Raw genomic sequence first — 22402 nt, 5'->3', positions numbered from 1 at the left:
CGACGTCCACCGCCCAGGGGTCCTCGACGTGCTCCGGTTGCTGGGTCACCCGCCACCTCCTCCCCCCGCTGACGGAGCCGGGACCGCACCTACGCGGTGCCTCTTTCCTACGGCACAGCTCTGACAATCGACGACGCCCGGCTCCGCTTACGGCACGTCGAGGCCGCGGTGAAGACGAGGGGAACGACAGGCAGGCGCCGGACTACGTTAGGCGGGCGGGGTGCGCCCGGCCAATCGTGTTATCCACAGGGGGCTGTGGGCAGTGGGCGACTTCCTGTGGAGAACTCGCCCCAAGCTGTGTACGACTCGGTGGACGACCCTGTGGAGGAGTCGGCGAAGTCGCGATCACACCCCCTCTGACCTGGCACAACACCGTCCACCGCCTGTGCGGGAAAAAAACTTCACCAGTTGGCCCAAGATCGCGACAAACAGCACAGACGATCTCACTGCGTGCGACGGTCGGTAATAGACACCCGAGGATTGCAACCATTACCTGTGGATGCTTGAATCGAACCCGTGACCAGCACCCGCGCACGCGCCCGCAGACATGACCGGGAGATCCTTGCTCTCGCCCTCCCCGCCTTCGGCGCACTCGTCGCGGAACCGCTCTTCCTGATGGTGGACAGCGCCGTCGTCGGCCACCTCGGCACCGCCCAGCTCGCCGGCCTGGGCGTCGCCGCCGCCCTCCTCCAGACCGCCGTCCACGTCTTCGTCTTCCTCGCCTACGCCACCACCGCCGCCGTCGCCCGCCGCGTCGGCGCCGGCGACCTGCCCGCCGCCATCCGGCAGGGCATGGACGGCATCTGGCTCGCCCTGCTGCTCGGCGCCGCCGTCATCGCCGTCGTGCTGCCCGCCGCCCCCGCGCTCGTCGACCTCTTCGGCGCCTCCGCCACCGCCTCCCCGCACGCCGTCACCTACCTGCGGATCAGCGCGCTCGGCATACCCCCCATGCTCGTGGTGCTGGCCGCCACCGGCGTCCTGCGCGGCCTCCAGGACACCCGCACCCCGCTCTACGTCGCCGTCGGCGGCTTCACCGCGAACGCCGCGCTGAACGTCTTCCTCGTCTACGGCCTCGGCTTCGGCATCGCCGGGTCCGCCTGGGGCACGGTGCTCGCCCAGCTCGGGATGGCCGCCGCCTACCTCGCCGTGGTCGTGCGGGGCGCGCGGCGGCACGGCGCTTCGCTGCGCCCCGACGCCGCCGGAATCCGCGCCTGCGCACAGGCCGGGGCGCCGCTGCTGGTGCGTACGCTCTCGCTGCGCGCCGTGCTGCTGATCGCCACCGCCGTCGCCGCCCGGCTCGGCGACGCGGACATCGCCGCGCACCAGATCACCCTCACCGTCTGGTCGCTGCTCGCCTTCGCCCTGGACGCGATTGCGATCGCGGGACAGGCGATCATCGGCCGCTACCTGGGAGCGGGCGACAAGGAGGGAGCGCGGGCGGTCTGCCGCCGGATGGTGCAGTGGGGCATCGTGTCGGGGGTGGTGCTGGGTGTGGCGGTGGCTGCGTCCCGGCCGCTGCTGATGCCGCTGTTCACCTCGGACACCAGCGTGCACACGCAACTGTCGGCCGTCCTGCTGGTGGTAGCCGTGACGCAGCCGATCGCGGGCGTCGTCTTCGTGCTGGACGGCGTGCTGATGGGCGCGGGGGACGGGCCGTACCTGGCGGGGGCGATGCTGGTGACGCTGGCCCTCTTCACCCCCGCGGCGCTGCTGGTGCCGACGCTCGGCGGGGGCCTCACCACGCTGTGGTGGATGGTCGCGGGGCTGATGATGACCGTACGGCTCGCGACGCTGTGGCTGCGCGCGCGGTCCGGCCGCTGGCTGGTCACCGGCGCGGTCCGGGCCTGAGCGCCCGGCGGCCACGCGACCGCGCCCTCACAGCACGCGACCGGGGCCGCACCCCTTGCTGAGGGATGCGGCCCCGGTCGTTGCCTACCGTGTCGTGCCGTACGGGCCGAGGCGGCGTTACGCCGCCTGGACCTCGATGTCGAAGCTGGCGGCGACCTCGGGGTGCAGGCGCACCGACACCTGGTGCGCGCCCAGGGTCTTGATCGGCGAACCCAGCTCGACCCGGCGCTTGTCCAGGTCGGGGCCCCCGGCGTCCTTGACGGCGCCGGCGATGTCCGCCGGAGTCACCGAGCCGAACAGCCGCCCGCCCTCACCGGCACGGACTTTCAGCGTCACCGAGACGCCCTCGAGCTTGGCCTTGACCTCGTTGGCCTGCTCGATGGTGGCGATCTCGCGGATCTTACGGCCGCGGCGGATCTGCGCCACGTCCTTCTCGCCGCCCTTGGTCCAGCGGATCGCGAAACCGCGCGGGACCAGGTAGTTGCGGGCGTATCCGGCGCGGACCTCGACGACGTCGCCCGCGGTGCCGAGGCCGGAGACCTCGTTGGTCAGGATGATCTTCATTTTCCGGTCACCCTTCCCTTAGCGCGCAGTCGAGGTGTAGGGCAGGAGCGCGACCTCACGGCTGTTCTTCACGGCCGTGGCGACGTCGCGCTGGTGCTGGGTGCAGTTGCCGGTGACCCGGCGGGCACGGATCTTGCCGCGGTCGGAAATGAACTTCCGCAGCAGGTTCGTGTCCTTGTAGTCGACGTAGGTGATCTTGTCCTTGCAGAACACGCAAACCTTCTTCTTAGGCTTGCGGGGAGGCGGCTTCGCCATTGTCTTTCTCCAGTGTGTTCAAGAAGTGGTGCGGGAAGAGCCCACCTGTCAGAAGGGGGGCTCGTCCGAGTAGCCGCCGCCGGAGCCGCCGGACGAGGAGTTGCCTCCCCAGCCGCCGCCACCGCCCTGGCCGCCGCCCTGCTGGCCGCCGCCGGCCGGAGCGCTGGTGGCCCAGGGGTCGCCCGCCGGAGCACCGCCGCCGCCCTGCTGACCGCCGGGGCCGCCACCCCAGCCGCCACCGCCGCCGCCACCGCCCTGGCCACCGCGACCGGTGGTCCGGGTGATCTTGGCGGTCGCGTTGCGCAGGCTGGCGCCGACCTCGTCGACGTCCAGCTCGTAGACCGTGCGCTTGATGCCCTCGCGGTCCTCGTACGACCGCTGCTTGAGGCGGCCCTGCACGACGACGCGCGTCCCCTTGGTGAGGGACTCGGCGACGTTCTCCGCCGCCTGCCGCCAGACCGAGCAGGTCAGGAACAGGCTCTCGCCGTCCTTCCACTCGTTGGTCTGCCGGTCGAAGGTGCGGGGTGTGGACGCGACACGGAACTTCGCGACCGCCGCACCCGAGGGGGTGAAGCGCAGCTCGGGGTCGTCGACGAGATTGCCGACGACCGTGATGACGGTCTCGCCTGCCATGGGTGAACCTCTCGGCGGGGTGCTGGCTGCTTGCTACTCAGATGCCCGAGTACCGACCGGCGCGGAAGCGCGGTCAGTGCATCTCGGGACGGAGGACCTTGGTCCGGAGAACCGACTCGTTCAGATTCATCTGACGGTCGAGCTCCTTGACGACAGCGGGCTCGGCCTGCAGGTCGATGACCGAGTAGATGCCCTCGGGCTTCTTCTTGATCTCGTAGGAGAGACGACGACGGCCCCAGGTGTCGACCTTCTCGACCTTGCCGTCGGCCTCACGGACGACGGAAAGGAAGGACTCGATCAGCGGGGCGACAGCGCGCTCCTCCAGATCGGGGTCGAGGATGACCATCACCTCGTAGTGACGCATGTGGAACCCACCTCCTCTGGACTCAGCGGCCACGGTCGATCCGTGGCAGGAGGGTCGTGATGCGTACCGCACCGGGTGGCCGGCCCGAGTCGGGCGGCACCGGTGCAGACCGTCCAGAGTACCCGCCCGGTGCCTTCCGGTTGAAATCCGGGTGGGTATGCCCGCAATCTGGAGGTGTCGCCCGCCGGAGCGGCCGTCCGGCTCCCCGGCGGGAGGCTCCTCGGTGTGAGCGGCGCCATACCGGCCGCCGCCGATCCGCGGTTACGGAGGTGCCTCATGGCGCAGGCAGCACGGAATTCGCACGGTCTCGCCGCCCGGCTCAACACCGACGGCAAGGCGCACCCGGTCGAGAACAGCTTCGTGGCGGCGACGGTCCTGCTGGGGGCGGTCGCGTTCGTGACCGCCGTCATCACGGAGCGCGAGTGGGCGAACCTGCATCTGATCGCGTCCTGGACGGGCCTGGTGGGCATCGTCGTCGGCGGCTGGGGGCAGTTCATCTCGGCGACGACGGCCGAGCGCTTCCTGCTGGTCATCGGACTCGGCGCGGCGAGCGTCGGGTTCTTCCTCGGCGTCGCGTACGGCGGCCTCGTGGGCTGACGGACCGCCGCGGAGCGCCGCGCCTCCACCGCGCCTCCGCCGCTGTGCCGCCCCGGTGCGGACCGCCGCCGTACGCGCCCCCCGCGCGCGGCCGTGGCGGTCCCGCACGCGGGCCTGCGCCGAAACGGGGCGCCCCGCAGCGCAGTAGGCTTCCCGGCGAGCATCCCCCCAGAGCTGGGCCTGGGGGTACCCCCGTCGCCGGAGGAGCGTCCCGCATGAGCCTGACCCTGAGGACCATCAGTCGCGAGCAGCATCTGGCGTACATCCAGAGCCTGCGGTCGGCAAGCCACTGTCAGGTGCCGGCATGGGCGGACGTCAAGAGCGAGTGGCGGTCGGAGAACCTGGGCTGGTTCGACAAGGAGGGCCGCCTGGTCGGCACCGGGCTGGTGCTCTACCGCCAGCTGCCCAAGCTGAAGCGGTACCTGGCGTACCTCCCCGAGGGCCCGGTGATCAACTGGTACGCGCCCAACCTCGAGGACTGGCTCAAGCCGATGCTGGCGCACCTCAAGCAGCACGGCGCGTTCTCCGTGAAGATGGGCCCGCCCGTGGTGATCCGGCGCTGGGACGCGCCCGCCATCAAGCGCGGCATCCAGGACCCGGACGTCAAGCGGCTGCGCGAGGTGGAGGCGACCCACATCGAGCCGCGCGCCTTCGAGGTGGCGGACCGGCTGCGCAAGATGGGCTGGCAGCAGGGGGAGGACGGCGGCGCGGGCTTCGGGGACGTACAGCCGCGCTACGTCTACCAGGTCCCGCTGGAGAGCCGCACGCTGGAGGAGGTCCACAAGGGCTTCAACCAGCTGTGGCGGCGCAACATCAAGAAGGCCGACAAGGCGGGCGTCGAGGTCGTACAGGGCGGTTACGAGCACCTGGCCGAGTGGCAGCGGCTCTACGAGATCACCGCCGAGCGGGACCACTTCCGCCCGCGCCCGCTGGGCTACTTCCAGCGCATGTGGCAGACGCTCAACGCCGAGGACCCGAACCGCATGCGGCTCTACTTCGCGATGCACGAGGGCGAGGCGGTGGCCGCGGCGACGATGCTGATCGTGGGCGGGCACGTCTGGTACTCGTACGGCGCCTCGGCGAACCACAAGCGCGAGGTGCGGCCGTCCAACGCCATGCAGTGGCGGATGCTCCAGGACGCGTACGCGCTGGGGGCCAGCGTGTACGACCTGCGCGGCATCAGCGACTCGCTGGACGAGACGGACCATCTCTTCGGCCTGATCCAGTTCAAGGTGGGCACCGGCGGGCAGGCTGCCGAATACCTCGGCGAGTGGGACTTCCCGCTCAACAAGCTGCTCCACAAGGCGCTGGACATGTACATGTCCCGGCGTTGAGCCCGTCCGGCGCCCGCCGCCCCGCACCGCCGCCCCGCCCGCACCGCCGCTCCCGTACGTCCCCCTCCGCCCCTCCGCCCAACGGAACGAAAGGCACCCGACCACCATGGCGCTCACCCTCTACGTCGACTCCGACCGCTGGCGGGCGCACCAGCAGTCGGTGATCCAGCAGTTCCCCGGCATCGTCCCGGTCTGCAAGGGCAACGGCTACGGCTTCGGCCACGAGCGGCTGTCCGAGGAGGTCACCCGCTTCGGCTCGGACATCCTGGCGGTCGGCACGACCTACGAGGCGGCCCGCACCAAGGACTTCTTCGGCGGCGACCTGCTCGTCCTCACTCCCTACCGGCGGGACGAGGAGCCGGTGCCGCTGCCGGACCGGGTGATCCGCTCGGTCTCCTCGGTCGAGGGCGTGAGCCTGATGCGGGGCGCGCGGGTGGTGATCGAGGTGATGAGCAGCATGAAGCGGCACGGCGTCACCGAGGCGGACCTGGGCCGGCTGCACGCCGCCATCGACGAGGTGCGGCTGGAGGGCTTCGCGATCCACCTGCCGCTGGACCGCACCGACGGCTCGGACGCGGTGGACGAGGTGATCGGCTGGATGGACCGGCTGCGGGCGGCCCGGCTGCCGCTGGACACCATGTTCGTCAGCCACCTCAAGCCGAACGAGTTCGCGCGGCTCCAGCAGCAGTTCCCGCGGACGAAGTTCCGCGCTCGGATCGGCACCCACCTGTGGCTGGGCGACCACCACGCGACGGAGTACCGGGGCTCGGTGCTGGACGTGACGCGGGTGGCCAAGGGCGACCGCTTCGGCTACCGGCAGCAGCGTACGGCGGGTGAGGGCTGGCTGGTCGTGATCGCGGGCGGCACCTCGCACGGGGTGGGGTTGGAGGCGCCGAAGGCGCTGCACGGCATGACCTCGCGGGCCAAGGGCGTCGCGCGGGCGGGCCTGGCGACGGTCAACCGGAACCTCTCGCCGTTCGTGTGGGGCGGCAAGCAGCGCTGGTTCGCGGAGCCGCCGCACATGCAGGTGTCGATCCTCTTCGTGCCGGACGACGCGCCGGAGCCGAAGGTGGGCGAGGAGCTGGTGGCGCACCTGCGGCACACGACGACGACGGTGGACCGCACGGTCGACCGCTGAGGCGGCGGCCCGGACGGGCAGCACGCGCGAGGCCCCGGACGGTCAGGCTGTCCGGGGCCTCGCGCATGGTCACGGCCGTGGCCGCCCTACCGTCAGCCGGCTTCCTTGCCCTCGATGAACAGCTCGACGTTGCGCCGCGCCTCGTCGTCGAAGTACTGCACGGGCGGCGACTTCATGAAGTACGAGGAGGCCGAGAGGATCGGGCCGCCGATCCCCCGGTCCTTCGCGATCTTCGCGGCGCGCAGCGCGTCGATGATGACGCCCGCCGAGTTCGGCGAGTCCCAGACCTCGAGCTTGTACTCGAGGTTGAGCGGCACGTCGCCGAACGCGCGCCCCTCCAGGCGGACATACGCCCACTTGCGGTCGTCCAGCCAGGCGACGTAGTCGGACGGGCCGATGTGCACGTTGTCGGCACCCAGGTCGCGGTCGGGGATCTGGGAGGTGACGGCCTGCGTCTTGGAGATCTTCTTGGACTCCAGGCGCTCCCGCTCCAGCATGTTCTTGAAGTCCATGTTGCCGCCGACGTTCAGCTGCATCGTGCGGTCCAGGACGACGCCCCGGTCCTCGAACAGCTTGGCCATCACGCGGTGCGTGATGGTGGCGCCCACCTGGGACTTGATGTCGTCGCCGACGATGGGCACGCCCGCCTCGGTGAACTTGTCCGCCCACTCCTTGGTGCCGGCGATGAAGACCGGCAGCGCATTGACGAACGCGACCTTGGCGTCGATGGCCACCTGTGCGTAGTACTCGACGGCGGTCTGCGAACCGACCGGCAGGTAGCACACGAGGACGTCGGCGCCGCTGTCCTTGAGCGCCTTGACCATGTCCACCGGCTCCTCGGTGGACTCCTCGATGGTCTCGCGGTAGTACTTGCCGAGGCCGTCGTTGGTGTGGCCGCGCTTGACCTGCACGCCCGTGCTGGGCACGTCGCAGATCTTGATGGTGTTGTTCTCGCTGGCACCGATGGCGTCCGCGAGGTCGAGCCCGACCTTCTTGGCGTCCACGTCGAACGCGGCGACGAACTCGATGTCACGCACGTGGTAGTCGCCGAACTGGACGTGCATCAGACCCGGGACCTTGGCGGCCGGGTCGGCGTCCTTGTAGTACTCGACGCCCTGGACCAGTGAGGCGGCGCAGTTGCCCACGCCGACGATGGCTACGCGAACCGAACCCATTCCGGTTACTCCCTGTGTACTCGTTGAGCCCCGCGGGAAGCGGGTCTCATGTGGTGTCGTCGGACGGATCCGGCGGGGTGCCCCCCTGGTGCCGGGGCAGACCGCCCGTGTCTGGTGACCGGCGCTCCGGTGACGCGTCGTCGCGCCGGTCGCGCCCTGCCCGCTCGCTCTCGATCAGCTCGTTGAGCCAGCGGACCTCGCGCTCCACGGACTCCATGCCGTGTCGCTGCAGTTCGAGGGTGTAGTCGTCCAGCCGCTCCCGGGTGCGGGCGAGGGAGGCGCGCATCTTCGCGAGCCGTTCCTCGAGCCTGCTGCGGCGGCCCTCCAGCACGCGCACCCGGACATCCCGCGAGGTCTGCCCGAAGAACGCGAAGCGGATGCCGAAGTCCTCGTCCTCCCAGGCGTCCGGGCCGGTCTGGGCGAGCAGCTCCTCGAAGTGCTCCTTGCCCTCGGCCGTCAGCCGGTAGACGATCTTGGCCCGGCGTCCCGCCAGCGGTGCCGCCAGCGGCTCCTCCGGCGGATTCCCCGGCTCCTCGATCAACCACCCTTGCTGGACAAGCGTCTTGAGGCACGGATACAGGGAGCCGTAGCTGAAGGCACGGAAGACGCCCAGTGAGGTGTTGAGCCGCTTGCGCAGCTCGTAACCATGCATGGGGGACTCGCGGAGCAGGCCCAGGACGGCGAATTCGAGAATGCCGGAACGCCTGCTCATACTCGGCCGTCACCTCCTGTGCTTGCCCTGGACCGCGGGTAACTGAACGACTGCTACTGCTGTATCGGGCCGATGTAGCGACTCGATGTACCGAGTCGATGTATCGGCGCGATACATCCCGACGATAGAACGCTTTGCTCGCCGACGACAAGTGGGGGCCGCAGGGGAGAGAAGTGAAGGGACTCACATCACTGATTCACCTGTGCGGCTTGCGTTGGATGAGTTGAATGTTCACTAAGGGGCGTTTTGGAGATGCGTAGTGTGTCCGCTGTGCAGACCACAAGACGGGACACACAGCGGGAACCGTACGGTTCTCCCATGCGTCATCGTCCTGGGTGCAGTGCGGCTCGACGCGGATCTGCGGAGGGACGTACTAGGGCGTGTTCCGGTCGTCGGGAAACGCGCCCCGGGGGGGACCAGAAATCAACTGCCGCCTTCAGGCGCACGTGTCGCCTGCCCGAGGAGTAGCTGTTTCCAATGAGCGACCACCGTCGTAAGCAGCCGCAAGGCCGTGGCCGGCGCGCTGCGCAGCAGCCGCCGTCCGGCCGCCGGGCCGCACCGCCGCGTGACGCCAGCGCCAGCTCAGCCGGCTCGTCCGGGCAGGCTCCGCCGCCCCCCGGCAGGCCCCCCGGGGCGCGCGCCGAGTCGCGCGGGGCGGCTTCGCCGCAGGGGGCGGGCGGCGGCCGGCGGCGGGCGGCGACGGCCTCGGCGGCGTCCGGCACCGGTGGGCGCGCAGCCGCGCGCGGGCGCGGGCGTACGCAGGCGCGGGCCAAGAAGCGGTTCATCGACTACCCGCGTTCGGACAAGGACGGCCTGCGCCGCTTCCTGCCGTCCTGGAAGCAGGTGCTGGGCGTCTGCGTCGGCTTCCTCGCCCTGCTGATGGGGCTGGTGGGCGTCGCGTACTCGATGGTCAAGGTGCCGGACCAGAACAAGGCGGCCAGCGCCGAGAAGAACGTCTACTACTGGGCGGACGGCACGCACATGGTGACGGCGGGCGGCGGCGACCAGAACCGCCAGATCGTCGAACTGTCGCAGATCAACAAGTCGATGCAGGACGCCGTCATCGCCGCGGAGAACGAGTCGTTCTACAAGGACGCGGGCGTGGACCCGATGGGCATCGCCCGCGCGATGTTCAAGATGGCGACGGGCGGCGACACCCAGTCCGGCTCGACCATCACCCAGCAGTACGTCAAGAACAACTATCTGGACCAGAGCCAGACGGTGACCCGTAAGGCCAAGGAACTGCTGATCTCCATAAAGGTGGGTGCCCAGCAGAAGAAGGACACCATCCTTGAGGGGTACCTGAACACCGCGTACTACGGGCGCGGCGCCTACGGCATCCAGGCGGCGGCGCATGCGTACTACAACAAGGACGCCGCGAAGCTGAACGACAGCGAGAGCGCGCTGCTCGCGGCGGTGCTGAACGGGCCGAACCTCTACGACCCGCACGGCGGCGAGGGCGGCGGCTCCTTGCAGTCGGCGGAGAAGAACCGCAAGCGGGCGGAGGCCCGCTGGAAGTGGATTCTGGACCGCGAGGTGGAGGTCGGCCGGCTGGACCAGGCCGACCGGGACAAGATCAAGGATTTCCCGGAGCCGGACCGGCCCCGGAACGCGACCAACCTCAAGGGCCAGATCGGCTACCTGGTGAACCGCGCGAACGCGGACATCATCAACAAGACGGGCATCACCAAGCAGGAGCTCGACCGCGGCGGCTACGAGATCCACACCACCTTCGACAAGAAGAAGACGCGGCAGCTGGAGGAGAGCGTCAAGAAGGTCAAGAAGGAGAGCTTCGACCCGAAGAAGCGGGACAAGGACAAGTACGTGCAGTTCGGCGGGGCTTCGGTGAAGCCCGGGGACGGCGCGATCGTCGCGATCTACGGCGGCGAGTCGGCGATCACGCACTACACCAGCAACGCCGGCCGGACCGGTGCCGCGGTCGGGTCCACCTTCAAGCCGTACGTGATGGCCGCGGCGATGCGGGACGGCGTACGCGACCCGGACGGGCCGGAGGAGCAGGACGAAACCCGCACCCTCGTGTCGCCGAGCAGCATGTACAACGGTGACGACAAGGTGAAGCTCCTCAAGTACAACGGCGACACCTGGCTCAACGAGGACAACGAGGAGTGGCACCAGAAGAACGACCAGGGCGCGAGCTACGGCGATATCACCCTCCGCGAGGCGATGAAGCACTCGGCGAACACCCCGTTCATCCAACTGGGCATGGACGTCGGCCTGGACGAGGTGAAGCAGGCGGCGCTGGACGCGGGCGTGAGCGAGGACAGCCTGCACAAGACGCTCACCCCCTCCTTCTCGCTCGGCATCTCGGCACCCAGCGCCATCGAGATGGCCAACAGCTACGCGACCTTCGCGCAGAGCGGTGAGAGGGCCGAGGCGTACTCGGTCACCGAGGTGAAGAAGAAGGGCCGCTCGATCTACGAGCACGAGAAGACGACCTCGCGGGCCTTCGACGCGAACGTCGCCGACAACGTGACGAGCATGCTGGAGACGGTGGCCAAGCGTGGCGGCACCGGTTCGAAGGCCGAGGCGCTGAACCGCCCCGCGGCCGTCAAGACCGGTACCACGGACGACAACAAGACCGCCTGGTTCACCGGTTACACCAAGCAGCTGTCCACCTCCATCGGCATGTGGCGGATGGACGACCAGGCGGAGAAGCCCGAGTTCCTCCCCATGTACGGCACCGCGGGCGAGGAAACCATCCACGGAGCGTCCTTCCCCGCGGACGTGTGGGTGGACTACATGAAGAAGGCGATGAAGGGCAAGAAGAAGCTGCCCTTCCCGGAGCCCGGCCCGATCGGCAAGAAGGTGTGCAGCCACTCCACCTGCCCCGAGCCCTCCCCCTCGCCCAGTGAGACCCCCGAGCCGGACCCGGAGCCGACCACGGAGGAGCCCGAGCCCTCGGAATCGCCCACCACGGAACCGCCGCCCACCTCCGAGCCGCCGCCCTCTCCCGACCCGTCGGAGAGCTGCTACGACTGGGGCTGCGTGGACGAGGGGACGACGAACGGCACCGGCGACAACCAGGGCACCCTGGAAGGCACCGACCAGGGGACGGACCAGGGCCAGGACGGCGGCGGCGGCGACCAGGGCGGCGCCGACCAGGGCGGCGCCGACGGCGGCTCGGACAACGGCACGATCTTCGGCGGCCCGTCCGGCGAGCGGCGCAAGGAGTAGACGCCGCACGCAAGGCGCAACGAGGAGCTGGGCGCCGCGCGAGGTGAACACCTCGCCGAAGGCCCGCGGATACCGGGGAAGCCCCGCACAGCCACTGTGCGGGGCTTCCCCCGTCCATGCGGCAGGATGTGAGCCATGACGAGCGTGCACCCGAAGCGGCAGTCGGCGGCGCGGGCATCCTTGGGGGTCGTCCGTCCCACCGAGCAGGACGAGGTCGCCGCAGCAGGCAGCGAGCTGATCGGCGGCCCGGCGGGCAGACGCGCCGCGGTCGGGCTCAGCTGGTGGACGCCGGTGCGGGTGATCGTGCTGGTGTCGCTCGGGATGTTCGCGCTGGGCATGGTGCAGAAGCTGCCCTGTTACAACGGCGGCTGGTTCTTCGGACAGGGCGCCCAATACGCACACGCGTGCTATTCGGACATCCCGCACCTGTACGCCGGGCGGGGCTTCGCCGACGGCCTGGTGCCGTACTTCGACCGCATCCCGCAGGAGACCTCCGGCGGCATGGAGTACCTCGAATACCCGGTCCTCACCGGGCTGTTCATGAAGGTCGCCGCCTGGATGACGCCCGGCGGCGGCTCCATCGTCGAGCAGGAGCAGGCGTACTGGCTGGTCAACTGCGGCATGCTGATGGTGTGTGTGGCGGTCCTCGCCGTCTGCGTCACCCGTACCCACCGCAACCGGCCCTGGGACGCGCTGCTGGTCGCGCTCGCGCCCGCCTTCGCGCTCACCGCGACCATCAACTGGGACCTGCTGGCCGTCGCCCTGACCGCCGCCGCGATGCTCCTGTGGTCCCGCAGCCGGCCACTCGCCGCCGGTGTGCTGATCGGGTTCGCCACCGCCGCCAAGCTCTACCCGCTGCTCCTGCTGGGCCCGCTGCTGCTCCTGTGCTGGCGGGCGGGACGCTGGCGGGCGTTCGGCGCCACACTGCTGGGCTCGCTGTTCTCCTGGGCGTGCGTCAATCTTCCCGTGATGCTGTGGGCCCCGCAGGGCTGGGCGAAGTTCTACACCTTCAGCCAGGAGCGGCCGGTGGACTTCGGCTCGTTCTGGCTGGTCATCTCCCAGCGCACGGGCAACCCGCTGGAGGACGCCAACACCTACGCGACGGGGCTGATGCTGCTGGGCTGCGCGGGGATCGCCGCCCTGGCGCTGTACGCCCCGCGCCGCCCGCGCTTCCCCCAGCTGGCCTTCCTCGTCCTCGCGCTCTTCATCGTGACCAACAAGGTCTACTCGCCGCAGTACGTGCTCTGGCTGATCCCCCTGGCCGCGCTGGCCCGTCCCAAGTGGCGTGACTTCCTGATCTGGCAGGCGTGCGAGGTGATGTACTTCCTCGGCATCTGGATGTACCTCGGCTACACCAGCAGCGGCGACGACCACCAGGGGCTGCCGCAGGAGGGCTACCAGCTGGTGATCCTCGTGCATCTGGCCGGGACGCTCTACCTGTGCGCGGTCATCGTCCGGGACGCGCTGATGCCCGAGCGGGACGTCGTACGGCAGGACGGCTCCGACGACCCGGCGGGAGGGGTCCTCGACCAGGCACCGGACCGCTTCGTGCTCGGCCGGGCTGCCCGCCGCGGACGGGCCGCAGTACCGGAGGACGACCCGGCCCCCGAAGTGCACTGGGGTACGCCGCCGAGCGGATGAGATCCGGCGTACGGGCCCGGCACGTGTTTCACGTGAAACGTGTGTGAGGGTGGACCCCATGCCACTCGTCGGTGATCTTCGCACGCTGCTGCGCTTCCCGGGTTTCCGGCGGCTCCTCACCGTGCGGCTGCTCTCCCAGCTCGCCGACGGCGTCTTCCAGGTGGCCCTGGCCACCTACGTCGTCTTCTCGCCCGAGAAGGAGACGTCACCGGCCGCCATCGCCGGTGCGATGGCGGTGCTGCTGCTGCCGTACTCGCTGCTGGGCCCGTTCGCGGGCGTGCTGCTGGACCGGTGGCGCCGGCGCCAGGTGCTGCTGTTCGGCAATCTGCTGCGGGCCGGGATGGCGCTCTGCACGGCGGCCCTGATCCTGGGCTCCGTGCCGGACTGGCTCTTCTACCTCTCCGCCCTCTCGGTCACCGCGGTCAACCGCTTCATCCTGGCCGGCCTCTCGGCCTCCCTCCCCAGGGTCGTGGACGACGAGCGGCTCGTGATGGCCAACTCCCTGTCACCGACGGCCGGAACGATCGCCGCCACCGCCGGGGGCGGGGTCGCCTTCCTCGTACGGCTGCTCGCTCCCGCGGGGCACGGCGCGGACGCGCTCGTCGTGGTGGTCGGTGCCGTCATCTACCTGCTGGCAGGCCTCGCCTCGCTGCGGATGCACCGCGACGTACTGGGCCCCGAACCGTCCCGTGTGCAGCCCCGCTTCGGCGCCGCCGTGGCCGGCACCGCACGCGGGCTGCTCGCCGGACTGCGCCACCTCGCGGAACGGCGCACCGCCGCGCGGACGTTGACGGCGATGGCACTCATGCGCTTCTGCTACGGGGCCCTGACGGTGATGCTGCTGATGCTCTGCCGGTACGCCTGGGGCGGCGGCGACGCGGGCAGCGCCGCGGCGGGCGACTCGGAGGAGGGGCTGCGGTGGCTCGGACTGGCGGTGGGCGTCTCGGCCGTGGGCTTCCTGGCCGCCGCGGTCCTCACCCCCTGGGCGGTGGGCCGGGCCGGGCAGCTGGGCTGGATCGCCTGCTGCGCGGGGGCGGCGGCCGTGCTGGAGCCCGCGCTGGGGCTGACCTTCGCCCCCGTGCCGATGCTGATCGCCGCGTTCGTCCTGGGCCTGGTCACCCAGGGCTCGAAGATCGCGACGGACACCGCCGTGCAGTCGTCGGTCGACGACGCCTACCGCGGCCGGGTGTTCGCGCTCTACGACATGCTCTTCAACGTCGCCTTCGTCGGCGCCGCCGGAGTCGCGGCCCTGATACTGCCGACGGACGGCCGTTCGGTCCCTCTCGTAGCCACCGTGGCGTGCGTCTATCTCGCCGTAGCCGTCGCTATGACCCGTTTTCAGCGGAAGTAAACCGTGGCCTGAACGTCACAACTGTCACATCGCTGCCACAGGACCCGCCCTGACCTCTCAAGTTCACTCCTTTATCGATAGCTTACTCGCGTCACGTCGTACGCCGTGCGACTTGTGCCACTCATCCGAACCACCCGAACCAGAGGTACCCCCATGAGCACTCCGCCACAGGGCCAGAACCCCTACGGTCAGCAGCCCCCCGGCCAGCCCGGTCCCGGCCAGCCGGGCCCCGGTGGATACGGCTACCCGGGCGGCGGCGCCCCCGTGCCGCCGGCGCCCGCCCCGGCGCGTGGCGGGAAGATGAAGAAGATCTTCATCGGCATCGCCGCGGTCGCCGCCGTCACCATCGGCATCGTGGGATACATATCCAGCCAGGACGACGCGGACCAGGCCAAGAAGGGCGACTGCGTCGTCAACAAGGGCTCCGACTTCAAGCCGGACGTCGAGGTCGTGGACTGCACCTCGTCCGAGGCCGAGTACAAGGTCGCGGAGAAGCACGACGGCCAGGGCAAGTGCGACCGCAACAAGTACGCGGAGTACTCGGAGACCAAGGGCAGCGACACCCTCTTCACGCTGTGCCTGTCGCCGCACAAGGCGTAGTCGCCGTACCCGCGCTGTCGTCCGCCGGCGCAGCGCGAGGCGGGGTGGTGTTTCACGTGAAACACCACCCCGCTTCTGCGTCCGCGGCCCGGTCTACTGCTGGGCGGCCCACCACTTCTCCAGCTCGGCGACGGCCGCCTCCCGCGTCATCGGCCCGTGCTCGAGCCGGAGTTCCAGCAGATGCTGGTACGCCTTGCCGATCACCGGCCCCGGGCCCACCCCCAGCGTCCGCATGATGTCGTTCCCGTCCAGGTCCGGCCGGATCGCGTCCAGCTCCTCCTGTTCCTGGAGCCGCGCGATGCGCTCCTCCAGCCCGTCGTACGCCCGGGAGAGCGCCGACGCCTTGCGCCTGTTCCGCGTGGTGCAGTCCGAGCGGGTCAGCTTGTGCAGCCGCCCCAGCAGGGGCCCCGCGTCCCGTACGTACCGGCGGACCGCCGAGTCCGTCCACTCGCCCGTCCCGTAGCCGTGGAAGCGCAGGTGCAGCTCGACCAGCCGGGAGACGTCCCGTACCAGCTCGTTGGAGTACTTGAGGGCCGTCATCCGCTTCCGCGTCATCTTCGCGCCCACCACCTCGTGGTGGTGGAAGGAGACCCGTCCGTCCTGCTCGAAGCGCCGGGTCCGGGGCTTGCCGATGTCGTGCAGCAGGGCCGCCAGCCGCAGCGTCAGGTCCGGCCCCTCCTCCTCCAGGTCGATGGCCTGCTCCAGGACGATCAGCGAGTGGTCGTAGACGTCCTTGTGCCGGTGGTGCTCGTCGCGCTCCAGCCGCAGCGCGGGAAGCTCCGGCAGCACCCGCCCGGCGAGCCCGCTGTCCACCAGCAGGCGCAGCCCCTTGCGCGGATGCGCGGACAGCAGCAGCTTGTTCAGCTCGTCGCGGACCCGCTCGGCCGAGACGATGTCGATACGGTCCGCCATGGCCCGCATCGCGGCCACCACGTCGTCGGCGACCGTGAAGTCCAGCTGGGCGGCGAAGCGCGCGGCCCGCATCATCCGCAGCGGGTCGTCCGAGAAGGACTCCTGGGGCGTCCCCGGCGTCCGCAGCACCTGCCGCGCCAAGTCCTCCAGCCCGCCGTACGGGTCGACGAAGACCTTCTCCGGGAGCGCCACGGCCATCGCGTTGACGGTGAAGTCGCGGCGGGCCAGATCCTGCTCGATGGAGTCACCGTAGGACACCTCGGGCTTGCGGGAGGTGCGGTCGTACGCCTCGGAGCGGTAGGTGGTGATCTCGATGTCGAAGACCGACCCGGCCTCCCCGTCCCCGCCCGCGGCGGCGTACTTCTTGCAGCCGACCGTGCCGAAGGCGATGCCGACGTCCCAGACCGCGTCGGCCCAGGGCCGTACGAGCGCCAGTACGTCTGCCGGGCGGGCGTCCGTCGTGAAGTCCAGATCGTTGCCGAGCCGGCCGAGCAGCGCGTCCCGTACCGACCCCCCGACGAGGGCGAGGCGGTGACCCGCCTGCTGGAAGCGGCGGGCGAGGTCGTCAGCCACCGGCGACACCCGCAGCAGTTCGCTCACGGCCCGCTGCTGCACCTCGCTCAGCTCCTGGGAGGAGGTGTCCGGGGCCCGCCGGGGCTCCCGCTCGGGCTGCTCTGTCTGCTGGCTGTCATCGTTGGCGTTCGGCACAGCAGAACAGGTTACGTTGACCTTCCGGTCGGCGTGCCGGGCGTCCCCGGCCCGGCCGCGCCGGATGGCGGCAGCCGTGGCACTGCCGGGGCCGGGACATCGATAACATCGGGGGTTCAGAACCAGCACACACCCACGACGCAACGAACAGGACGGAAACCGCGTGGCCGAGGCGGCTGAGACGCAGGGCACCCCGACCGCTCCCGTCCGCAGGTGGTCACGACGCGCACTGGCCGCCCTGCTGACCACGGCGTCGCTGTTCGGCGGCGCGCTACCGGTACAGGCAGCCGCTCAGGGCGCGGCGCCGGCCCCGGCGTCCGTCGGGGCCACCCGGGCCGCACAGGCCGTCCAGGACTCCGTGACGGCCGCACAGGGCACACAGGCGGCATCCTCGCGGAAGCCCGCCACCCCCAAGGCTCCCAGCGGCTCGCGCACGACCGACATCTCGGTGAACGCGCTCACGCCCGCCATCCCGAAGGCGGGCGAGAACCTCACCCTCTCCGGCACGGTCACCAACAAGGGCGACGCCACGATCGCCGACGCACACCTCGGCCTCCGGCTGAGCGCGCCCATGACCAGCCGGAGCACGATAGACCAGTCCGCCCGCCGCTCCGGCTACCTGCCCGGCGTGGACGGTCCGGAGATCGCCGGCCACACCACCAAGATCAAGGCGCTGCGGCCGGGTGTCACCCGCAAGTTCTCGATCACCGTGCCGGTCGACGACCTCGGGCTCGGCGTCAGCGGCATCTACCAGCTCGCCGTCTCCCTCACCGGCCAGACCAAGGCCCGCCCGTACCCGCAGCTCCTCGGCATCCGCCGAAGCTTCCTGCCCTGGCAGGCCACCGAGGCGCAGACGAAGACCCAGCTGACGTTCATGTGGCCGCTGATCTCCTCCCCGCACCTGACCGCGCGCGCGGAGTCCGACGACGAGCAGCCCTCGGTCTTCCGCAACGACGACCTCGCCAAGGCCATCGCGCCCGGCGGCCGGCTCCAGCAGCTCGTCGCGCTCGGCGCCGACCTGCCGGTCACCTGGGTGATCGACCCGGACCTGCTCGCCAGCGTGGACGCCATGACCGACCCCTACGAGGTGCGGACGAAGGACGGCGGCACCGCGCCCGGCAAGGGGCAGGAGGCGGCGAAGCAGTGGCTGGCGAGCCTCCAGGAGGCGGTGGGGGACGACGAGATCATCGCGCTGCCCTTCGCCGACCCCGATCTGGCCTCGCTGGCGCACCGCGGCGGGGAGGTGCCCGGCACCCTCAGCCGCCTCGGCCCCGCCACCGACCGGGGCTCGCGCACAGTCGAGACGGTCCTGCACACCAAGCCGAACACCGACTTCGCCTGGCCCGTCGAGGGCGCGGTGGACTCCTCCGTCGTCCAGGTCGCCACCTCCGGAGGCGCGCACCACGTCATCGCCCGCAGCGACAGCCTCCGCGAAGGCGGCATCCCGTACACCCCGACCGGCGCGCGGCCGATCGGCGGCGGGACGACGGCGGTCGTCGCGGACCACCGGCTGTCCACCGTGTTCCGGCACGACCTGGCCCATGCCGGGTCCGCCACCCAGGCGGTCCAGCGGTTCCTCGCCGAGACCCTGTCGATCACCCAGCAGGTGCCGAACCGGCAGCGCAGCATCGTGGTGGCGCCGCAGCGGATGCCCAGCGTCTCGCAGGCGCAGTCCATGGCCGCCGCGCTGCGGGCGCTGTCCGACAGCGGTGCCTGGACCACCGATCTGAGCCTCCCGGAGGCGGCGAAGGCCAAGCCCGACCCGTCCGCCAAGCGCACCGTGCCCGGACCCGGCGCCTATCCGCAGGCGCTGCGCAAGCAGGAACTGCCCGCCGAGGCGTTCCGGCAGATCCAGGAGACGCAGGGGACGCTGAGCGACTTCACCAAGATCCTCACCATCGAGGACCGGGTCGTCACGCCCTTCGGGACCGCCATAGACCGCGAGGTGTCCAGCTCCTGGCGCGGGGCGCCGGACGAGGCGAAGCAGTTCCGCAGATCCGTGCAGGAGCGGCTGGTGGATCTCACCCGCGAGGTGCAGCTGATCCAGAAGTCGGACCTCACGCTCTCCGGGCGCAGCGCGACCATACCGGTCACCGTGCAGAACAACCTGGTGCAGGGGGTGGACGGGCTGGAACTGCGGCTCTCCTCCAGCCGCATCGGCCTGGAGGTCCAGGACGGCCAGCCGGTCGTCGTGGACGGCGGGCACAGCCAGTCCGTGAAGTTCGAGACCACGGCCAAGGCCAACGGCCGGACGACGGTGACCGCCCAGCTCTTCACCTCGGACGACAAGCCGTACGGGCCGCCGATGAGCTTCCAGGTGAAGGTCACCTCCATCACCTCGACGGTGCTGCTGGTCATCGCCGGCGGCGTGCTGCTGGTCGTCCTCGCGGGCATCCGGATGTACACGCAGCGCAAGCGGCGGGGCCCGGCCGCGGACCCGGACGCACCTGCGGGTATTTCGGAGGGGGAAGACGCCGAGAACGGGGAAGGGTCAACGGGTGAAGGAAGCACGGGGGCGGAGCCTGGCATGTCCGAAGGGCCCTCCCGCGCCGGGCAGCCGGGTGAGCGGGGTACGGACACCTCTGGGGAAAGCGGTGGCCCGCAGGGCACGGGTGAGAAAGTGGACCGTTGAGTCGGCCTGGCGAGCAGGGCAAGGGTAGGTGGCAATGAACGCGCCGTACGACGGTGACCGGGGGGAGACGCCCGGCGGTTCGCCGCCTCCCGAGGACCCCTACGCACAGCCGGACGCGCCGCACGACCCGTACGACGACGGCCAGGGCTACGGCCAGGACCCGTACGGGCGACGCCCCCAGCACCCGCAGCCGCCGCAGCACCCCCAGCACCCCGGCCGACAGAGCCAGCACCAGAGCCCGCACGACCCGGACCCGTACGGGCAGCAGGGCTCGTACCCGCAGGACGCGTACGGCCAGAACGCCTACGGCCAAACCCCGTACGGCAGCGACCCCTACGGCCAGGGGCAGCACGGGCAGCAGGGCGGGGAGGCGTACGGTCAGGGCGGCTACCCGCAGGGCTCGTACCCGCAGAACCAGTACCCGCAGAACCAGTACGGCCAGGCCCCCTACCCGCCCGACCCCTACCTCGACCAGGGCGGCCAGGGCCACGCCCAGGGACACAGCCCGGGGCCCGTCCCGCCGGACCCCCGGGTCGACCCCCGGCTGGAGCCCGAGGTCGACCCGCTGACGGACCCGCGCTACGACCGCGCCCCGCAGCCGCCGCCCCAGGACGTCTATCCCGATCCGCGGGCTCAGCACGACCAGCACCAGCACCAGCAGAGCCACCAGCCGTACCAGCAGCACCAGCCGCAACCGCAGGGCGGCTACGCGCCCGACCCGCGCCAGTGGGCGCCGGAGTCGGACTGGCCCACCCAGTACATGCAGTACGGCAACGACCCCTCGACCATCCAGTTCAACGGCATAAGCGATCTGCTGAGCCCTCCCCCGAGCCCCGGATACCGGCAGGTCGGCGGGGAGCCCGCCGGGCACGACCCGTTCGCGCACCTCTTCCGCGACCAGGAGTCGCACCCGCCGCAGCACGACCAGGGCCAGGGTGGTGGGGGCCAAGGGGCCCCGCAGGGATACCCCGGTGCCGCCCAGCAGCCGCCCCACGGCTACCCCCGGACGCCCGAGCAGGCGCCCGCCGCCGGAGGCGAGAAGGCTCCCGCGGGCACCGCACCGCCTCGCGCGGGGGGCAAGGCGGCCGGGCTGCTGCGCTCCAGCGCGATCATGGCCGCCGGCACCCTGGTCTCCCGGCTCACCGGCTTCCTCCGCTCGGCACTGATCGTGGTCGCACTCGGCGCGACCCCGTTGGGCGAGACGTACCAGCTGGCGATCGTGCTGCCGACGATGCTCTACGTGCTGACGGTGGGCGGCGGCCTCAACTCCGTCTTCGTGCCGCAGCTGGTGCGGGCGATGAAGGAGGACCGGGACGGCGGCCAGGCGTACGCGAACCGGCTGCTGACGCTCGTCGCCGTGCTGCTGGGCCTGCTCACCGTCGCCGCGATCTTCTTCGCGCCGCAGCTGCTCCAGGTCATGTCGGTGAAGTTCGCCTCGGAGCCGGAGACCGCCGAAGTCGCGGTCACCTTCATCCGGTACTGCCTGCCGTCGATCTTCTTCATGGGCATCCACGTGGTGATGGGGCAGATCCTCAACGCGCGGGGGCGCTTCGGCGCGATGATGTGGACGCCGGTCCTCAACAACATCGTCATCATCTTCACCATCTCGCTCTTCCTCGCCGTCTACGGCAGCGCGAGCACCTCCGGCCTGGACGTCAGGACCATCCCGGACGAGGGCGTCCGGCTGCTGGGCATGGGCACCCTGCTCGGGCTCGTCGTGCAGTCGCTCGCGATGATCCCGTACCTGCGGGCGGCCGGCTTCCGCATCCGGCCCCGCTTCGACTGGCGCGGGCACGGCCTCGGCAAGGCCGCCAAGCTCGCCAAGTGGACCGTGCTGTTCGTGCTGGCCAACCAGGCGGGCGTGCTGATCGTCACCCAGCTCTCCACCTGGGCGGGCGCTGACGCGTACGACGACGGCCATCCGGGCACCAACTACATCGCCTACTCCAACGCCCAGCTCATCTGGACGATGCCGCACTCCATCATCACCGTCTCCGTGATGGCCGCCCTGCTGCCCCGGCTGGCGCGCTCCGCCAGCGACGGCGACAACGGCGCGGTGCGCGACGACATCTCCCAGGGGCTGCGCAACTCCGCCGTCGCCATGGTGCCCATCGCGTTCGGCTTCGTCGCCCTGGGCATCCCGATGTGCACCCTGATCTACGGGTCGGGCGGCACCGAGGCGGCCCAGTCGATGGGCTACATGCTGATGGCCTTCGGCCTCGGCCTCATCCCCTACTCCGTGCAGTACGTCGTGCTGCGCGCCTTCTACGCCTACGAGGACACGCGCACGCCGTTCTACAACACGGTGATCGTCGCCGCCGTCAACGGTGCCGGAGCGGGCCTGAGCTTCCTGCTGCTGCCCGCCCGCTGGGCGGTCGTGGGCATGGCGGCCTCCTACGGCCTGGCGTTCATCATCGGCGTCGGGATCGCCTGGCGGCGGCTGCGCGAGAAGCTGGGCGGCGACCTGGACGGCGCCCGCGTCGTGCGTACGTACGCCCGGCTCAGCGGCGCCAGCGTGCCGGCCGCGCTGGCCGCGGGTGCCACCGCGTACGCGATCACGCAGTCGCTGGGCAGCGGCATGGTGGGCTCGTCCTGCGCGCTGCTGGCGGGCGGCGCCGTGCTGGCGCTGGTGTTCGTCGTCACGGCGAAGCGGATGCGCGTGCAGGAGATCAACGCCATGGTGGGCATGGTCCGCGCCCGACTCGGCAGGTGACGGGCGCGATGACGGTACGGACGACGGAGA

Annotated in this window: 17 protein-coding genes; 10 read left to right on the top strand and 7 right to left on the bottom strand. The window is 70.6% G+C overall.

Annotated elements, in window-relative coordinates:
- Positions 1 to 516: 516 nt before the first annotated feature.
- The gene (locus H299_RS0114595; RefSeq protein ID WP_486587272.1) at positions 517 to 1848 is read left to right on the top strand and encodes an MATE family efflux transporter; all 1332 of its coding nucleotides are present in this window, start codon (positions 517 to 519) and stop codon (positions 1846 to 1848) included.
- Between the two features lie 117 nt (positions 1849 to 1965).
- On the opposite strand, the gene rplI is transcribed toward H299_RS0114595, so the two are convergent.
- The 4 genes from rplI to rpsF form a co-directional block, all read right to left on the bottom strand.
- Positions 1966 to 2412 (bottom strand): 50S ribosomal protein L9, encoded by a 447-nt coding sequence (gene rplI, locus H299_RS0114590; RefSeq protein WP_027749008.1) that lies wholly within the window; start codon positions 2410 to 2412, stop codon positions 1966 to 1968.
- Between the two features lie 18 nt (positions 2413 to 2430).
- Positions 2431 to 2667, bottom strand: a complete 237-nt coding sequence (rpsR, locus tag H299_RS0114585) for a 30S ribosomal protein S18 (protein WP_027749007.1) — start codon at positions 2665 to 2667, stop codon at positions 2431 to 2433.
- A 48-nt stretch (positions 2668 to 2715) separates the two neighbouring features.
- A complete protein-coding gene (locus H299_RS0114580; RefSeq protein ID WP_027749006.1) occupies positions 2716 to 3300 on the bottom strand; it encodes a single-stranded DNA-binding protein in 585 nt (194 codons plus the stop codon).
- 73 nt (positions 3301 to 3373) lie between these two features.
- Entirely contained in the window at positions 3374 to 3664 is a 291-nt protein-coding gene (gene rpsF, locus H299_RS0114575) for a 30S ribosomal protein S6 (RefSeq protein WP_027749005.1), read from the bottom strand.
- 276 nt (positions 3665 to 3940) lie between these two features.
- On the opposite strand from rpsF, the gene H299_RS0114570 reads away from it, so the two are divergent.
- The 3 genes from H299_RS0114570 (at position 3941) to H299_RS0114560 (ending at position 6733) form a co-directional block, all read left to right on the top strand.
- The gene (locus tag H299_RS0114570; protein WP_027749004.1) at positions 3941 to 4261 is read left to right on the top strand and encodes a hypothetical protein; all 321 of its coding nucleotides are present in this window, start codon (positions 3941 to 3943) and stop codon (positions 4259 to 4261) included.
- A 215-nt stretch (positions 4262 to 4476) separates the two neighbouring features.
- Complete coding sequence (locus H299_RS0114565; protein ID WP_027749003.1) at positions 4477 to 5595, top strand: peptidoglycan bridge formation glycyltransferase FemA/FemB family protein; 1119 nt, start codon at positions 4477 to 4479, stop codon at positions 5593 to 5595.
- Positions 5596 to 5701: 106 nt separating this feature from the next.
- On the top strand, positions 5702 to 6733 hold the full coding sequence (locus tag H299_RS0114560) for an alanine racemase (protein ID WP_027749002.1): 1032 nt from the start codon (positions 5702 to 5704) through the stop codon (positions 6731 to 6733).
- A gap of 92 nt (positions 6734 to 6825) precedes the next feature.
- Here the strand turns inward: H299_RS0114560 and H299_RS0114555 are convergent, their stop codons facing one another.
- Both H299_RS0114555 and H299_RS0114550 read right to left on the bottom strand, forming a co-directional pair.
- On the bottom strand, positions 6826 to 7908 hold the full coding sequence (locus tag H299_RS0114555; RefSeq protein ID WP_027749001.1) for an inositol-3-phosphate synthase: 1083 nt from the start codon (positions 7906 to 7908) through the stop codon (positions 6826 to 6828).
- 46 nt (positions 7909 to 7954) lie between these two features.
- Positions 7955 to 8620, bottom strand: coding sequence for a PadR family transcriptional regulator (locus tag H299_RS0114550; RefSeq protein WP_027749000.1), 666 nt, complete (start codon positions 8618 to 8620; stop codon positions 7955 to 7957).
- Between the two features lie 477 nt (positions 8621 to 9097).
- On the opposite strand from H299_RS0114550, the gene H299_RS0114545 reads away from it, so the two are divergent.
- The 4 genes from H299_RS0114545 to H299_RS34205 all read left to right on the top strand — a co-directional run bounded on the left by H299_RS0114545 (position 9098) and on the right by H299_RS34205 (position 15407).
- Positions 9098 to 11815 (top strand): transglycosylase domain-containing protein, encoded by a 2718-nt coding sequence (locus H299_RS0114545; protein WP_027748999.1) that lies wholly within the window; start codon positions 9098 to 9100, stop codon positions 11813 to 11815.
- 135 nt (positions 11816 to 11950) lie between these two features.
- Entirely contained in the window at positions 11951 to 13456 is a 1506-nt protein-coding gene (locus H299_RS34210) for a glycosyltransferase 87 family protein (RefSeq protein WP_037759050.1), read from the top strand.
- A 58-nt stretch (positions 13457 to 13514) separates the two neighbouring features.
- Positions 13515 to 14807 carry an MFS transporter gene (locus H299_RS0114535; protein ID WP_027748998.1) on the top strand — a complete coding sequence of 431 codons (1293 nt, stop codon included), beginning with the start codon at positions 13515 to 13517 and terminating at the stop codon, positions 14805 to 14807.
- Positions 14808 to 14960: 153 nt separating this feature from the next.
- Positions 14961 to 15407 carry an LppU/SCO3897 family protein gene (locus tag H299_RS34205; RefSeq protein ID WP_027748997.1) on the top strand — a complete coding sequence of 149 codons (447 nt, stop codon included), beginning with the start codon at positions 14961 to 14963 and terminating at the stop codon, positions 15405 to 15407.
- 93 nt (positions 15408 to 15500) lie between these two features.
- Here H299_RS34205 and H299_RS0114525 read toward each other — a convergent pair whose 3' ends face one another.
- A complete protein-coding gene (locus H299_RS0114525) occupies positions 15501 to 17027 on the bottom strand; it encodes a CCA tRNA nucleotidyltransferase (RefSeq protein WP_051262479.1) in 1527 nt (508 codons plus the stop codon).
- A 163-nt stretch (positions 17028 to 17190) separates the two neighbouring features.
- Between H299_RS0114525 and H299_RS0114520 the strand changes: the two genes are divergently transcribed.
- Positions 17191 to 19659 (top strand): DUF6049 family protein, encoded by a 2469-nt coding sequence (locus H299_RS0114520; protein WP_027748995.1) that lies wholly within the window; start codon positions 17191 to 17193, stop codon positions 19657 to 19659.
- Between the two features lie 34 nt (positions 19660 to 19693).
- A complete protein-coding gene (gene murJ / locus H299_RS0114515; RefSeq protein ID WP_027748994.1) occupies positions 19694 to 22372 on the top strand; it encodes a murein biosynthesis integral membrane protein MurJ in 2679 nt (892 codons plus the stop codon).
- Positions 22373 to 22402 lie beyond the last annotated feature (30 nt).

It is taken from the genome of Streptomyces sp. CNH287 (assembly GCF_000424825.1).
This window is presented reverse-complemented; position numbering and strand designations above follow the sequence as displayed.

Coding starts and splice junctions, on each gene's coding strand:
- rpsR (WP_027749007.1), bottom strand. CDS start 2,667: ATGGCGAAGCCGCCTCCCCGCAAGCCTAAGAAGAAGGTTTGCGTGTTC.
- H299_RS34205 (WP_027748997.1), top strand. CDS start 14,961: ATGAGCACTCCGCCACAGGGCCAGAACCCCTACGGTCAGCAGCCCCCC.
- H299_RS0114550 (WP_027749000.1), bottom strand. CDS start 8,620: ATGAGCAGGCGTTCCGGCATTCTCGAATTCGCCGTCCTGGGCCTGCTC.
- H299_RS34210 (WP_037759050.1), top strand. CDS start 11,951: ATGACGAGCGTGCACCCGAAGCGGCAGTCGGCGGCGCGGGCATCCTTG.
- H299_RS0114580 (WP_027749006.1), bottom strand. CDS start 3,300: ATGGCAGGCGAGACCGTCATCACGGTCGTCGGCAATCTCGTCGACGAC.
- rplI (WP_027749008.1), bottom strand. CDS start 2,412: ATGAAGATCATCCTGACCAACGAGGTCTCCGGCCTCGGCACCGCGGGC.
- murJ (WP_027748994.1), top strand. CDS start 19,694: ATGAACGCGCCGTACGACGGTGACCGGGGGGAGACGCCCGGCGGTTCG.
- H299_RS0114570 (WP_027749004.1), top strand. CDS start 3,941: ATGGCGCAGGCAGCACGGAATTCGCACGGTCTCGCCGCCCGGCTCAAC.
- H299_RS0114545 (WP_027748999.1), top strand. CDS start 9,098: ATGAGCGACCACCGTCGTAAGCAGCCGCAAGGCCGTGGCCGGCGCGCT.
- H299_RS0114560 (WP_027749002.1), top strand. CDS start 5,702: ATGGCGCTCACCCTCTACGTCGACTCCGACCGCTGGCGGGCGCACCAG.
- H299_RS0114535 (WP_027748998.1), top strand. CDS start 13,515: ATGCCACTCGTCGGTGATCTTCGCACGCTGCTGCGCTTCCCGGGTTTC.
- H299_RS0114555 (WP_027749001.1), bottom strand. CDS start 7,908: ATGGGTTCGGTTCGCGTAGCCATCGTCGGCGTGGGCAACTGCGCCGCC.
- rpsF (WP_027749005.1), bottom strand. CDS start 3,664: ATGCGTCACTACGAGGTGATGGTCATCCTCGACCCCGATCTGGAGGAG.
- H299_RS0114565 (WP_027749003.1), top strand. CDS start 4,477: ATGAGCCTGACCCTGAGGACCATCAGTCGCGAGCAGCATCTGGCGTAC.